Raw genomic sequence first — 14,675 nt, forward strand, 5'->3', positions numbered from 1 at the left:
CGTTTTTTTTACTTGAACGATCTTTCCCATGTGTCATGCTATTAAAATGCCAGACACTATTCTCATCACCGAACTACAAAATCAGCTTGCACTTATGCAGGCTAAGCTTGATGGCTTAGAAAAAGATAAAATTTCACTGCAAGAAGATAAGGTTGAAATGCAATCGCGGATTGACCACTTGCTTGCTGAGCTTAAGTTAAGTAAATCCCAAAAATACGGTAAAAAAAGTGAAAAAGCCCCGCGAGGTACCTTCAACGAAGCGGAGCAGCATAAAACGACTGAGCCGCCTAAACACCATAAGAAAGGTAAACAAATACTGGCTGAGCACTTTGAACGAGAAGAAGTTGAGCACACCTTAACCGAGTTAACGTGTCAGTGTTGCGGTGAACAACTACATCAATGTGGTAGTGAAGACAGCGAGCAAGTGAAGATTATTCCGGCGAAAGTCAGTGTCATTAAGCACAAACAATTTAAATATGCTTGCAGACATTGCGAGCATGAACAATTGGCCAGTAAAATAATCACCGCGCCTAAACCCAAGCAGCCTATTCCTGGCAGCATTGCGAGTCCAGAAGCGTTATCGGCGGTTGTTACGGGCAAATACTGCGATGCCTTACCGCTTTATCGTTTCGTTGACATACTGGGCCGTGGCGGCCTTGAACTATCGCGCGGAACATTAGCTAATTGGTGTATTAAAGCGGGCCTGCTAATCAGCCCCTTAGTGGCAGCCATGCAACGTCACTTGCTTAGTGAGCATAGTTTATGTGCCGATGAAACCCGTACACAAGTGTTAGATGAAGGTGACAACCCTAGCAGCAATTCCTACATGTGGGTTTATCGCAGCAATGAGGTCAGCCGTGAGCCTGTCGTGATTTACGATTACCAAGCAGGTCGAAGTCGCGCTTGCGCAAAAGAATTTCTTGCCGGTTATCAAGGCTATTTACAGTGCGACGGTTACCGTGTTTATGACGGTATTGAAGGCATTACCCCTGTTGGTTGCTGGGCACACGCTAGACGCAAATATAACGATGCCTTAAAAGCAGAGTCGAAAAACAAAGGTCGAGCGCATAAAGCCATCAGCTTTATCAGCCAATTATATAAACTGGAAACCCACGCTAAAAACAAACAGTTATCTCCTCAAGCGCGGTATCAGTTACGACAAGAAAAAGCCTTACCCATATTAATGCACTTTAAAGCGTGGCTTGATGAAGCCGAAGGTAAAGTAACGGCGGGGAGTTATATTGGCAAAGCGATAAAATACACGCTTAATCAATGGCCGAAATTAATGCGGTATAGTGAAGATGGCGAACTAGGGATTGATAATAATATTACTGAGCGAGATATTCGGCCGTTTACCACTGGTAGAAAAAACTGGCTATTCTCAAAATCGGTTAATGGTGCTCAGGCCAGCGCGATACTTTATAGTATTGTGATGACCTGCCGTGCCAATGACATCAATCCTTATTACTACTTTGTGCATTTATTTAAAACGTTGCCGAATCGAGATGAGGGTGATGATGATTTTACCGACCTAATGCCGTGGAATGTGCAGCTAGACTTCGATTATAGCTAAGCGCACTGCTTAAATGCGCGCTTACGTCGTTAAAATTGGATGATGAAAAATGTTCCATTCAAACACCCTTGGTGATGGTAGGTACTCTAGAAAAAAATCAACATCATTTCTTTGTTTTAGCGATGAGTAAATTGCACATGTCGTAATTTTACTGTGTAAATATGTGGGAATTAAAGCCATATCAGCTTTAATCGAGTCACCTTTTGCAATACTGTCATCCACTAATAATATTTTTTGTGCGTTTTGTGGGTATTTTAAATATTGATTTTTACTTTTTCGTGTACTTCCTGTTTTGAGCTCTGAATTATTAATTAAAGAAATCAAATCCGTACAATGAATATTCAAATACAATGCCAGCATATTAGCTGGTGTTAAACCACTTCTTGGAAGGCCTACAATTAAATCAAAGTTTAAACTCTGTATTTTAGGCAAGTGTTCTTTTATATCCTGACTTAAATGACAATAACTTTTATAATTCATTAGAATCACCCTCCCTTAAAAACATTTTACCTAACATACTAAAATTATTATTAATTACATTGCTTTTATTAAGGTTAGTACAATTTATCGCAATAATGTAGATCTCACGTCAAAAATAGCCATCAAATTGTTGTTATATCTTTGATTTAAGCGTTAGCTTCACGCTAATAGAAATTAACTTTTACCACTCCCTTTAATTACAAAACTCTTTTAGTACTGGAGCGATATACATTTAAAAAAAACAATGGGATCCCGACAACATAACGAGAAAATAACCTTTTAGGCTCTAGAGCAAATCTGTATAGCCACTCAAAACCAAGCTTTCTAAATATCGTCGGTGCGCGCTTTACCCTACCCGCTTGAAAATCCAATATTGCACCACCACATATTATTATCATTTTATTTTTGCTCTGTAGTTTTAGTTGTGTAGCTATCAGCTCTTGCTTAGGCATACCCATAGCAAGAACGACTACGTTAAGACTCTCAGTTTGATACTGTAAATTGTGCTCAAGATAACAGTCGACATCTTTAAACCCATTTAAACTATAATATTGGGAGGTGTTAAAAAGCGAGGTTGCACCTATATCTAACCAAGGTTGCTGAGTACCGTACGCAAAAAGGGTCATTTCCTTGTTAGATAAATATAATTGCGAGATTAATCGCGGAATAAAGTCTGTACCATTTAAGTTAGATTGAGGGTCAATATTGTTGTACAAGCACGCTAATTCAACCCCTTTACCGTCTCTGAATAAATAATCTAAATCGAAAAAGTTAGCTTTTATAGCATCACTACTACTTATTAAGTTATATGCATACTGATTTAAAAAACCGATCGAAATTGCTTTATCCGTATTTGTGATACGCTCTAAAATACTGGCTAAAGATACCTCATTGACTAAAGTTAATGACTTTAAGATAGGGTCCATCGCTTTAAGCTCCTATTTTATTACTTTAAAGTCAGCAAACTTTATTTTTCTTTGTGAATAATAAAAAATACCAACCATAAGCTTTCGCAAATAGTGATAGTAAAGAGCAGTACTTTTTAGTTTGTGGTTATTTAATACCGCGAAAGAGCCTTGAAAATACTTATATCTAAATTCTGGTAATGGATCACGATGGCCAATAGCTGCAGAGTTCATAAAAAATATAACCTTACTAATAAGTGAAGCTTTTATTGCAAAGTCCAAATCTTCACCTCCATTATTTTTAGCGCCGACGCCAAAGTTTTCATCAAACAGCCCTACTTCATTAAATACTTTAGATGCATAAAATGTAGTGTTAGATGATGCGTATCGTATTAAGTTTGACGAATTATGTTCATTAGAAGTAAAGGGGCTAATACTTGGTGCTGATGAAAATTGAGTATAAAACAATTCAAATCGACTGAGTGCTTGTAGTTCATTAAAGCTATTCCAAAACCCTTCTGGGTACCAACAGTCATCGTCTGGGCAGGACACGAAATCAAAATCATTCAATGAATACCGACTGTTCACTTCTTTAATAAGCTTATTTCTGGCCTTTGATAACGACACAATATGACTTTGACTAATTGTGATTAGCGTATAGTTACTAGCTAGCCCAAGTAAACACTCTTCACTGTAGCCATCTGCACTTTGTAATAGTACATAGTGTACAAATTGAATGTTTCTTACACTATTTATCGATAGTATTAGTCTTTTTAAGTCTTTGATATTTTCGTCATTACATATACATGTTGTTAATAATAAAATTTTCATTACAATCCTTATAAGTAGTTATTACATAATATGAAGTTAAAATTTTATAAAGAAATAATGGTGGAACATTCCGTTAAAATCGAAATCAGAAATATAAATTCTGTACCACAAAAATAAAATAAACGCGATTAAAGATAATGAAAAAAACAGTAGCTTTAGCCTGACAACACGTAGTATTAAAGAAAATATATATACCAAGCCAATCCATCTAAAATAATCAAAGTAGGCATAATAGCGTAGCTGTAAGAAGTTTGTTGTATGCATAAAACAAATTAATACGATAATACCTATATAATAAAACCACATCTTATCAAATGTCGATTTACGCCTAACCATATAGGCGAATATAGAAAGCAGTACGATAGCAACATCTAAAAGCTTAAATAGTATTCCTGAACCTCTATCATCTAATTCTTCATAATTGGTAAATGTGGCGTAATAAACTAAAAGGTATAATATTGATATTGCCGCAGAGCCCATAACGACATATAAAATTTTGTATCTATTACTTCTTTCATCAGAGGCCGTAACATAATAAACAACAAAATAAATTGCACAAACAACCACGGCTGCATTATGTGTTAATGATGCGATGACACCAAAAAAAATGGCGAAGCGTATTTTGTCAAAATATAAAAAAAACAGAGTAATAATTAAGAAAGAACCTGAGCAATAATGCCGTATCATGTTAAACATGTTTGTAAATTTCATTGAATAAAAAATAAAAAACATCAGCGCTAACGCAATTAACACCTCACTAAATTTAGCTGAATCTAATATCTTGTAAATAACAATACATGCTGGTAAATAGATAAATAACGTAATCGTATACGTATAAAATATATAATTGCCATTCGTTAATTTTGAAAAGAAGTAAGAATAGCCATGATAAATCGGCTCCGATATTTTCGGTTGTACCAAAAAGCCATCATTAATAAAAATTGCATAATCTTCATCAAAAATACTCAAAAAACCATATTGATAATTATTGAATGCAAACCATTGGGTTGAATACCAGCCTAAGTCATTGCCTATTCCTAAAAAATCGCCAAATGCCCATGCTTCTTTGTGTAAATTCATATTGCAAAAAAGCAAAATAAAGCTAATAAAAAAAACGTAAAGCCACTCAGATCTTTTAGTTGTTAAATACGTGAATAAAGCAAAAATTCCTATATAAAAAGGCGCTAGCAGTGAAACTAATGATACAAAAACAAGAATCAACATTGTTCTATTTAACAGAAAAGTTTTATTGTGATAGATCAAAATAAAGCTTCCTTTTACTTTGAGTAATATTGATATTTCATCCCAAACTTTACGAGTAACTTAAATGATTCATAAAGTTGTTCGCTTGTTCTTGAGCGCCATACTATTTTTGTGAACAAAAATTTAAATAAAGAGAAATTGCGCCCATGTTCAAGCCAGTAATTATGATAGTCAATTGTGCTCCACCTATAATTCAAATCGTTTTGCTCTGAAGCTGACAACGTGACCTTATTACTTAGCTCTTTTTCTAATTTACACCTGAGCTGTACGCCTGCTATTGGTCGAGTACCTGTGGTAATACTCGCTCCATTGTGGATTGTATGCACAAAGACATTTTCAGCAAATACGCACACACTATAATTTTGAATAAAGGCCTTTAACATTAAGGTATGATCTTGTAAGTAAGGTGTATCATAAAACCCACCTATGGCTTCTAAAACACTTTTTTTAATCATTATCATTGAAGTATAACAACTCCCAGATAGCAAAAAGGTCTTAGCGTCATGGCCTACAAACTTATCATCGTTTGCTAAAACACCTTTACCATTTTCTTCTACTTGCATATGGCTACAACAGACAGCAGGCTGCTCTTGTTGGTGTTTAAAAAAGTTAAGTTTTTCGAGTAATTTCCCATCTATAAAAAAATCATCATCGTCTAAAAAAGTTACATACTCGCCATTGGCTTGCTTAATACCAATGTTTCTGGCAATCCCTGCTCCTGAGTTTTTTTCTAATGGTATGTATTTTATTTTTTTAGAGACAATTAAATCCTCTAAAATAGACTCTGTATTTAGCTGATGCTCTGACCCTTTACCATTATCATCAACAACTATTACCTCACAAAGTGAGTTTATAAGTGCACTTTGTATTGCATTTCTTATTTTTGTGACTCTTCCATAAGTAGGAATAATGATGCTTAACTCAACCATTTAGCTTAATCCTTTTAATTTTTATAAATGAAATTTAGCATAACCAAGTTTTTAACTTTGTTATTTTATATACATCAATCGACATCCAAATATTCCACAGCACTAGACTCATGCTTACAGCTAAAGCCGCCCCAATTGCTTGATAGATAGGCACTAAAATAAATAACAACAACACGTTTATTAATAATGTAGCCAACAATGCTTTTAATGAACGTTTTTCATTTCCTGTCATATTCAGCACTAAACCAACAGAGCCAAAACAAATATTAATTATTTGGCCAATACATAAAATAATAAGAATTGGATGGGAAGCCAGATATTGCTCTCCAAAAAGTATTCTTATAAACCAATCCCCAAAAAAAATTAAAACAACCGCTATTGGTATTGAAAAAGTGGCGCTTAACTTTACACTTTTAGTTAGTAAAGCCTGTGTTGACTGTATATCGCCACTTCTATACAACCTAGCAACTTTAGGGCCTATAATATTGTTTACCGCTGCAAACCCTAAGGTAACTAATGTCACCCCTTGTAAAGCTACCTTAAAAGAAGCGACAGACTCTTTATCATCAAAGTAGCCTAAAAATACGTTTGCAAGCTGTGCATTCATGGTGCTAATAAATATCATTAGCGTAAACGGGAGTAATGCAATATGCCATTTTTTAAAATAGTAAGTAGGTTTAACATGGTTAAGGTTATTCGATCGCTCTTTAAATATTAGCCCTAAGCCTAATAACAGCGTTAATGCCGATGTTATTAACTGTACTTTTATAAGCAGTAAACTGGTGAACTCAGTTTTTGATACAATAAAATATAAGTAAACTAAAATGGCTAAAAATGGCATCAAAATAAACTCTGGAAATAAGCCTAGAATTGGTTTTCTAAAACCGTTTAAAATAGCTCCTTGTTTTGCAGAAAAGCTTTTTATAGGGATCAAAAAAATTGCAAACCAAAGTAAACTAGCAGTCTGGGAACTTATTAAGCCTAAATATAAAATAAGCATGGTCGTAAGCATCACAAGCGCAGAAATACTGATAATAAATGCCGATGACCACCTGAGTAACCCCTTTAATTCTCCCCATTTACCTTCTAATTCAGCATGTGCAATTTCACGGATCAATAATTGTGGTAAACCTGCTATAACAGGTATTGTGACTATGGCAATAATTGATAAAACATAGGTATATAAGCCATATTGCTCAGGTCCTAAATAACGGGCAAGTATTACGCCTGCTATAACGGATAAAGCACGGCTTATCATTTGTAAACCGGCTGTGCCTAAAAACTTATTTAAAATAGCTGGCGATTGGCTCAAAAAACTTACCTTGTAATAATAGAGTCATATTTATAACTTCAATAAATCAAAATTTTAAAATTCAATAACTAAATAAATTAACTGACTGTTTTAGATTTATAAAGATCTCAGTGTAGTAACCATATTAGTAATGTGTACTGCTTTATTAAAATTCACTAATCACTGCTACGTAAAAAATACGCACATAATTAGTACTCATATACAAACATCGTTTCCTATGTCGACTTTTGTGCATATTTAACAGTACTTTTTTGCCCTAAAAAAATTCGTGATGCGTAATTACTTTTTGATAATACAATTTCAACTGCAATCGGACCAAAGATCCCAAAGAACATGCCAAATACAATATTAAGCTCTGTCAATTGCACACCTAAATAAACTAGTAACATTCTAGATAAAACCAAAAAGTAAACATGGTATAAGTATATTGAAAATGAATATTTACCAATAAACACAAGGGGTATAATCTTTATTTTTGCAAAGTAAAATAATGAACAACCAACAAAGCCAGTTATTAGCCCCATTAGGCTGTTTCTTTCAAAGTTACTCTGGCTTTGTAGTTGTAAAAATTTATACAACATAAGGCCAGCAAACAAAGTTAATAATATTGTAACTAACTTTATATTTAGCTTTTCTTCGCTGTGTCTTTTTGAGCTAAGTAAGCACCCTAACGAGAAGAAAGGTAATAAAAAGAAAAATCCAGATAATGAAAAAAAATAAATATCTGTAGGCATAAATACGCATAAAATAATCCCCGTAAATAGCGCAAATATGTATTTATTTTGAGTTGTAGTTTTTATAAATGATGATAAGCCATAAAATAAAAACACCAAAAACATTGCTTGTAAAAACCAAAAATGAAATTTACTTTCCCATATCACGCTAAAGTAATAAGTAATATTGGTTATTTCTATTTTTTGATTTGCTCCTAAAGTATGTGCCTGAATAAATAGATAAATTGGGCCTACAAAAATTAGAGGAATGATTAGTCTAAAGTACTTTCCTTTTAACATAGAAAAAAATTGCTCTGATGTCACTCCTCTAAAAGAGAAAATAACGCCGCCTAAAAATGCAAATAATGGCATTCTGACATTTTCTAACATTAAGTTAAAAAAATAAAAGTCGTTATTTTCGGGTAACTTTAAACCTGATATATTTGGTTCACCTATTAAGTGATTAAGTACTAATAATAAACAAGCCCACCCTCTGAGTGTTTCTAGACTGAGAATTTTTTTTATTTTCATCTTCACTCCCTTAAAGTAAAAGCGTGAACCATTTATTAAATATACTTATTCTCTTAATTTATTAACCATTGTTTTTAAAAGCTAATTTCATTTTACTTGCTAACTCCCTATCAAACTGTTCAGGCAGGAATTTAATGTACCCATTCCCAGGAGTAAACGTTAATTCACCAAAATATATTTTATCTTGAATATAGAGATCAACTCTTACAAAAGAAAATGAGCTACTCAATGCTTCTACAATTACAACTGCCTCTGCAAAATTTTTTGGTTTGAGTTCAACTTCTCCAATATCACATCCAGCCCTTAAGATTGGAAGTGGTTGCCATAACCTTGAATAGTAGTTGTGCGTTTGCTTATTGCTTGCCCTTTGTGAAATTACCTGCACAAATTCAATTGCGCCCTCTATACAATAAAATTTATAGTCTTTTAGGCCATCTGTTGATTCAATAAACTCTTCACAAATAACTAGCTGCTCAACGTTTTTATACTGTTTTTCTTTACTTATTGCATAAAAATCAGACTTTAGCCATTGTGTAATTAATTGGCGAATTTCAGCATTACAATGATCATTTTTATTATTGATAACAAGATTATAGCCACTACCGTTATTTAGTTTTATGACAAATTTATCTGGCATTTCGGTTAAATTAAAATCTTCAGCTACGGTACAAGTTTTTAGTAAGGTTGGAAGGTATTTTTCACCGCACCTATCAGCGACAAATGCTCTAACTTTATATTTATCCACAAAAATAGAAAAATCAGTTAGTTTCTTACTTAGTTTCCACGAGAAAATCCTATCGCTAAAAGTAAGCACTTTCTTTTTTGAATAAAATTTACGGTGAAGCTTTAAATATTCATATCGAATATATATAGAGTCAGGTATCAATACCTTTAATTTATTTTTCAACAGTTTCAAAAATAAACCCATCCGTTGACTCTCTTAAATTTACTAAACGTAAAATAATTTTTCTAACTCCAAAATTGGAGCTACCATCAAACTCACTTGGTTTTAAATAGAACAATTCATCTTATAATAGATCAACTTATAAGATTAAACTTTTAATTTACTTAGTAAAACAGATCTCAAAAAACTCGTAAACATTGTATTTTCATGTGCACCGAGATTGTGTTTAATATTAAGCCTCTCATGTATTACTTAAGCTTTAAGTAATTAATATATATGGTTTATCAATGGTATAACTTAACAATGTAGTGTATTTGCTACATAGCACTTTATATCAATTGCCATACAATTTAATAAAGTCAAAATTTAGTGCCAATTTTTATTATATCCAACGAGCAATCTTTAAAACTTTTAACGCATATGTTGGGGTCACTAATCGCGATTTCGTACATTTAAAGTACAAAACAACGCAATTCAATAAACATTAAACCACACCTTTTAATTAGTCAATGCTAACAAATTGTTTCATTAAAACTTATTTAACCTACTTTATTGCTAGTTTCGGTTTTAATGCTAATAATATAATAAGTGTCGCATCTAAATTTTAAGGAACTACTTGTGCGTTTGGGGTGCTGCATTGTTATCTTGTTATCTTTTTATGTTTACTCACAAGACACAATCAATTACTTGCGTAATAGCGAAATAATTGAACGTGCAAAACAACATTATGGTAAAGATGGACATAATCGCATAAAGCAATGGCTTAGGTTTATTGATGCATCGATTGATAAGAATGAATGGCGGCAGGTACATCTGGTTAATAATTTTTTTAATGAACATATAAAATACAAAACAGATAATGAGCTTTGGAATAAAAATGATTATTGGGCTACACCAATAGAAAGCTTGGGTGTAGGTATGGGGGATTGTGAGGATTACGTTATAGCTAAATACTTTACTTTAATTGCGCTTGGTATTCCTGAAGAAAAAATAAGGTTTATGTATGTGCGTCAACACACCATTAATCAGCCCCACATGGTACTGATATACTTTCCTGAAGCTGACCAAATTCCTTTTGTTTTGGGTAACTTTAATACCCAGTTACTCCCCGCAAATAAACGTCACGATTTAACACCTATATACAGTTTTAATGGCCAAGGTTTATGGTTAGCCAAAGCAAAAGGGCTTGGTAATAAAGTTAAAAATAGTAGCGGTGTGTCGGCTTGGGATACTATGCTAAAAAGAATTGAAAAAGGTGAGCTTGCACTCGTAAATGGAATTGATACAGGAGATGAAAATAATGTATCACCCTTTTAAACAAGGTAGAGGGCGTTCAGAATTCTGTGTCAGCTTAAATTGCTAAATATCTAGCACACCATCTAACCTACCTTCGAAGTGGATGGCCAATTGCGACAATGTCAGATTCCAGTTATGGATTGGCATTGTCCATTTCTTTGAGGCATTTAATATGCCTGCATACAATAATTTCATCAAGCTGTTTTCATTAGGGAATCCTCCCTTAGTCTTGGTGAGTCGCCTAAACTGACGATGTACAGCTTCAATCGCATTCGTGGTATAAATAGCTTTACGCACGTAATCTGGATACTTGAAATAAACCGACAGATTGCCCCATTTACGACGCCAAGACGCGATAACAATAGGGTATAACTTGCCCCATTTGGCATCTAATTCGTCAAGAGCGGCTTCTGCTGCATCCTTAGTGGCAGCCTTATAAACGGGTTTCAAGTCAGTCATAAACTCTTTTTGGTGCTTTGAAGCAACGTACTTCATCGAATTACGAATTTGATGAATGACGCACTCCTGCACTTCGGCGTCGGGGTAGATTGTTGCTATTGCTTCAGGGAAGCCTTTTAGTCCATCAACACAGGCAATTAAAATATCGGATACACCACGATTATGTAAATCAGTTAATACTGATAACCAATAGTTAGCCCCTTCACTTTCAGAGATATATAAACCAAGTAACTCTTTTCGGCCTTCAATATTGACACCTAGTACGGTATAAATAGCCTTACTCACGTAGCGGCCATTTTCTTTAATCTTATAATGAATGGCATCAAGCCAGATAAATGGGTAAAGCGTATCTAAACTGCGCGCTTGCCATGCCTTAAGCTCTGGTATCAGTTGGTCTGTTACGGCAGTGATGGTGGCCTCTGATACTTCAACGCCATACATATCCTGTATATGGCCTCGAATATCTCGGTAGCTCATACCTAAAGCAAACATAGATAGAATTTTCTCATCAATTTCAGGCGTTAACTTAGTTTGGTTCTTTTTAACTAGCTGAGGTTCAAACGAACCTGCGCGGTCTCTGGGCGTTTCAAGTTCGAATTGCCCTATGGATGACTTAACTGTTTTTTTGGTTGAACCATTTTTACGGTTAACTTGCGTCTCAGATTGTAGATGCTGCTCTAATTCGGCTTTAAGAGCCGCTTCGGTGAGTTGTTTGATTAAGGGTGTTAGAACACCGTCTTCGCCAGTAAGACCTTTACCAGCTTGAAGTTCAGCTAATGCTTTGTTGAAATCGAAAGATTGAGTCATGTGTCACTCCTGTTTTCTTAATAATACTGAAATGACACAGATTTCTAAACACTACCACAAGGTATGAGTCTTAAAATACAGATCTACGGGCTAATAATTTGTATTTCCATTTTATCTTTTTTTGTAAGAATTATTATTGATGTAGATACAACCCGAGACTATTTACAAACACAAATGGCAAGCCATGCAAAAGACACAGCTACAAGCCTAGGACTTTCTATCTCCCCTTATTTGGATACAGATGGAATCATAATAGGGCAAACTATGGCAACCGCAATATTTGATTCTGGTTATTATAGTAAAATACGCTTTATTAATACGAAACATGAAACGCTATTCTCATTAGAAAACCCTACCCATGTAGATTCTGTGCCTCATTGGTTTACAAACACTGTAAAATTAAGCGCGCCTACAATGCAATCTGAAATAAATACGGGTTGGATCATTGCTGGTACACTTGAAGTTACCAGCCACTTAGGAGAGTCATATTTAACTTTATGGCTACACACAAAGCGTAGCTTTTATAGTTCGCTCATATTATTAATTGCTTCACTGCTGATCACTTATTTTATTTTACAAACAATATTCAAACCTTTAAAAGCAGTTGAGAAGCAAGCACTGCTTGTTACTCGCAAACGCTTTACACTCAATAATAAAGTGCCGTTAGCCCACGAATTGCGCATAGTAACCAAAGCAATTAATAATATGGTGCTTAATTTGCAAAGTACATTCGACTCTTTAGCTAAACAAACCCAAGCACTAACAAACGCCGTGTATAGTGATCCACTAACAGGGTTAGGTAATCGCAAATCTTTTGAAAACTATTTTAACGCCGTTACCCACTCCATTACCTCTGAGCGTCCAATGACAGCAACAATGGTCACACTTCCCTCGCTAGTAAACATTAATCGAACACTTAGCTATCAAAGGGGTGATGAGTATGTGACTGACGTTGCTAAAATATTAAAACTCTCTTTAGCTGAACTAAATAATTATAGGTTATGCCGAATAAATGGCAGTACTTTTGTTTTTATTGCGCCATACGATATTACTTTTTTATATAATTTACACGCTAACCTTATTGACCTGTTTAGCCAAAAACAGCACAGCTCACATAATAATGGTTATGCCCGCTTAGCTTCTATAAATGTTGAAAAAAGCTTAACACTGAGTCATTTACTTTCGTCATTAGATACCAAATGTACTATTGGAGAAAGTACGATTGACGCTAACATTGATAATAAAATAGTCTTTAGTGTTGAAGAGTGGCAAAAAATAATTCAGAGCATAATTAACTCTGGGGAAGTGAGCTTTTCAGTACAGCCTGTGAAAAAAAGTAATACCGAGTTTACACAGTGCTACTTTGAGGTATTTACGCACTTTATCTATAACAATGAAAAAATAAACAATAGTCACTTATTCGCTATGGCCGAAAAGTTAAATTTGACAGAAGAACTGGATAAAAAATTAATCCGTGATTTTATTAATATTAAAATGCAATATCCAGAGGATAAATTCGCATTAAATATAAGTAAGTCCTCATTATATTCACCGGAGTTTATACAATGGCTAGGTGCGTTTTCTCAACACTACCCCTGCCTCAAAAACAATCTTATTTTTGAGCTTCATGAATTGAGCTTACTAAGTAATATACGCGTTGCTGCACTTCATATTGATGCGATAAAAGAGGTTGGTATTAGTGTGTGTGTAGAGCACTTTGGCACCAGTTTAACCTCTTTTAAGTATTTACATGGTCTTGATATTGAGTATGTGAAAATTGACGGTAGCTACATTCAAGATTTAATTGATAATCCGCAAAGTCGCTTTTATATTCAAACTGTAAATAATATTTGTCATGGCTTTGGTATTAAAGTCTTAGCGTGTTTAATTGAAAAGCCCGAAACATTAAACATACTCGAAAGCTTAGGTTGTGATGGTGTTCAAGGGAATTTAATTTGCTCCGCCTCACAAGTAATCAACATTATTGATGAAAACACAAATAAAAAGTTTACTTTTCATCCAAATGTATTAGAATTTTGTAAGTAGCCTATTTTTTAAACAAGGGTCGATCATGAAATCAATTATCTTATTTGGACTAATAGTAGGGCTGTGTGTATTTTATGTACCGCAAACTTATGCACAAACTAATACATAAAATCTGTTCAGTCTGCAGGGATAGACAACTTGATTTCGATTTTAAGTAATGCACCAATAAATGTATCTCCTGAGCAACTGCAACAAGACTTAGTTGCCGCCATTAAAATTATTTGTAAAAACAATATAAAAAACCAACTAGACAAAACCTTGCCACGAGGCAATTGTAGTAACGCTCAGGTTGATCAAATGATTACTGCCGTTATTGCTGCTTTTGGTGTAGACAGCCCTATGGTTCCTACTTTATTAGCCGCACTTTCTGCATACGGAATAGATTCAGACACTATTACACTTGCGGCAATTAATGCGGGCATAGATGCTACTATTGCTTCACAAGCCACGGCAGCAGGCCCTATCCAAGCACAACCTAATCCTCCTATTAGCTTACCTGTATTGCCTACACCTCCTGGATCGGGTGGTACTGGTGGTGATGCTGGTATATCTGAAGTTGGTAACTAACTTTATTAAATATAAATGCAGCCTTAGCGCTGCGTTTATATTTTGAGATGGCTGTGGGC

The 14,675-nt window shown here is 34.5% G+C and carries 13 protein-coding genes; 4 read left to right on the plus strand and 9 right to left on the minus strand.

Annotated features, from left to right (window positions below; all coding sequences use genetic code 11):
- Positions 1–28 precede the first annotated feature (28 nt).
- Positions 29–1,573, plus strand: a complete 1,545-nt coding sequence (gene tnpC, locus PNIG_RS10300; protein ID WP_086960352.1) for an IS66 family transposase — start codon at positions 29–31, stop codon at positions 1,571–1,573.
- Positions 1,574–1,594: 21 nt separating this feature from the next.
- On the opposite strand, the gene PNIG_RS10305 is transcribed toward tnpC, so the two are convergent.
- The 8 genes from PNIG_RS10305 to PNIG_RS10340 all read right to left on the minus strand — a co-directional run bounded on the left by PNIG_RS10305 (position 1,595) and on the right by PNIG_RS10340 (position 9,465).
- Entirely contained in the window at positions 1,595–2,053 is a 459-nt protein-coding gene (locus tag PNIG_RS10305; RefSeq protein ID WP_089368433.1) for a phosphoribosyltransferase, read from the minus strand.
- Between the two features lie 197 nt (positions 2,054–2,250).
- Positions 2,251–2,979 carry a WecB/TagA/CpsF family glycosyltransferase gene (locus PNIG_RS10310; protein WP_089368434.1) on the minus strand — a complete coding sequence of 243 codons (729 nt, stop codon included), beginning with the start codon at positions 2,977–2,979 and terminating at the stop codon, positions 2,251–2,253.
- 12 nt (positions 2,980–2,991) lie between these two features.
- Positions 2,992–3,789, minus strand: a complete 798-nt coding sequence (locus tag PNIG_RS10315; RefSeq protein ID WP_011328463.1) for a glycosyltransferase family 2 protein — start codon at positions 3,787–3,789, stop codon at positions 2,992–2,994.
- Between the two features lie 36 nt (positions 3,790–3,825).
- Positions 3,826–5,013 carry an EpsG family protein gene (locus PNIG_RS10320; RefSeq protein ID WP_011328464.1) on the minus strand — a complete coding sequence of 396 codons (1,188 nt, stop codon included), beginning with the start codon at positions 5,011–5,013 and terminating at the stop codon, positions 3,826–3,828.
- A 53-nt stretch (positions 5,014–5,066) separates the two neighbouring features.
- The gene (locus tag PNIG_RS10325) at positions 5,067–5,981 is read right to left on the minus strand and encodes a glycosyltransferase family 2 protein (RefSeq protein ID WP_089368435.1); all 915 of its coding nucleotides are present in this window, start codon (positions 5,979–5,981) and stop codon (positions 5,067–5,069) included.
- A 34-nt stretch (positions 5,982–6,015) separates the two neighbouring features.
- Positions 6,016–7,293: a flippase gene (locus PNIG_RS10330; RefSeq protein WP_011328466.1), complete on the minus strand. Its 1,278-nt coding sequence runs from the start codon at positions 7,291–7,293 to the stop codon at positions 6,016–6,018.
- Between the two features lie 215 nt (positions 7,294–7,508).
- Entirely contained in the window at positions 7,509–8,537 is a 1,029-nt protein-coding gene (locus PNIG_RS10335) for an acyltransferase family protein (RefSeq protein WP_089368436.1), read from the minus strand.
- A gap of 61 nt (positions 8,538–8,598) precedes the next feature.
- Positions 8,599–9,465: an ATP-grasp fold amidoligase family protein gene (locus PNIG_RS10340; RefSeq protein WP_011328468.1), complete on the minus strand. Its 867-nt coding sequence runs from the start codon at positions 9,463–9,465 to the stop codon at positions 8,599–8,601.
- Between the two features lie 594 nt (positions 9,466–10,059).
- On the opposite strand from PNIG_RS10340, the gene PNIG_RS10345 reads away from it, so the two are divergent.
- Positions 10,060–10,758 (plus strand): transglutaminase-like cysteine peptidase, encoded by a 699-nt coding sequence (locus tag PNIG_RS10345; RefSeq protein WP_089368437.1) that lies wholly within the window; start codon positions 10,060–10,062, stop codon positions 10,756–10,758.
- Positions 10,759–10,800: 42 nt separating this feature from the next.
- Here PNIG_RS10345 and PNIG_RS10350 read toward each other — a convergent pair whose 3' ends face one another.
- Positions 10,801–12,003, minus strand: a complete 1,203-nt coding sequence (locus tag PNIG_RS10350) for an IS256 family transposase (protein ID WP_089368438.1) — start codon at positions 12,001–12,003, stop codon at positions 10,801–10,803.
- 63 nt (positions 12,004–12,066) lie between these two features.
- On the opposite strand from PNIG_RS10350, the gene PNIG_RS10355 reads away from it, so the two are divergent.
- Together PNIG_RS10355 and PNIG_RS10360 are read left to right on the plus strand one after the other, a co-directional pair.
- Positions 12,067–14,049: a bifunctional diguanylate cyclase/phosphodiesterase gene (locus PNIG_RS10355; RefSeq protein WP_089368439.1), complete on the plus strand. Its 1,983-nt coding sequence runs from the start codon at positions 12,067–12,069 to the stop codon at positions 14,047–14,049.
- A 138-nt stretch (positions 14,050–14,187) separates the two neighbouring features.
- Entirely contained in the window at positions 14,188–14,616 is a 429-nt protein-coding gene (locus tag PNIG_RS10360) for a hypothetical protein (protein ID WP_244181031.1), read from the plus strand.
- Positions 14,617–14,675 lie beyond the last annotated feature (59 nt).

It is taken from the genome of Pseudoalteromonas nigrifaciens, from assembly GCF_002221505.1.
Lineage (GTDB): Bacteria > Pseudomonadota > Gammaproteobacteria > Enterobacterales > Alteromonadaceae > Pseudoalteromonas > Pseudoalteromonas nigrifaciens.

Excerpts from the sequence above, each read along its gene's own strand:
- PNIG_RS10335 (WP_089368436.1), bottom strand. The coding sequence starts at position 8,537 with ATGAAAATAAAAAAAATTCTCAGTCTAGAAACACTCAGAGGGTGGGCT.
- PNIG_RS10315 (WP_011328463.1), bottom strand. The coding sequence starts at position 3,789 with ATGAAAATTTTATTATTAACAACATGTATATGTAATGACGAAAATATC.
- PNIG_RS10320 (WP_011328464.1), bottom strand. The coding sequence starts at position 5,013 with ATGTTGATTCTTGTTTTTGTATCATTAGTTTCACTGCTAGCGCCTTTT.
- PNIG_RS10350 (WP_089368438.1), bottom strand. The coding sequence starts at position 12,003 with ATGACTCAATCTTTCGATTTCAACAAAGCATTAGCTGAACTTCAAGCT.
- PNIG_RS10355 (WP_089368439.1), top strand. The coding sequence starts at position 12,067 with ATGAGTCTTAAAATACAGATCTACGGGCTAATAATTTGTATTTCCATT.
- PNIG_RS10340 (WP_011328468.1), bottom strand. The coding sequence starts at position 9,465 with ATGGGTTTATTTTTGAAACTGTTGAAAAATAAATTAAAGGTATTGATA.
- PNIG_RS10325 (WP_089368435.1), bottom strand. The coding sequence starts at position 5,981 with ATGGTTGAGTTAAGCATCATTATTCCTACTTATGGAAGAGTCACAAAA.
- PNIG_RS10305 (WP_089368433.1), bottom strand. The coding sequence starts at position 2,053 with ATGAATTATAAAAGTTATTGTCATTTAAGTCAGGATATAAAAGAACAC.
- tnpC (WP_086960352.1), top strand. The coding sequence starts at position 29 with ATGTGTCATGCTATTAAAATGCCAGACACTATTCTCATCACCGAACTA.
- PNIG_RS10310 (WP_089368434.1), bottom strand. The coding sequence starts at position 2,979 with ATGGACCCTATCTTAAAGTCATTAACTTTAGTCAATGAGGTATCTTTA.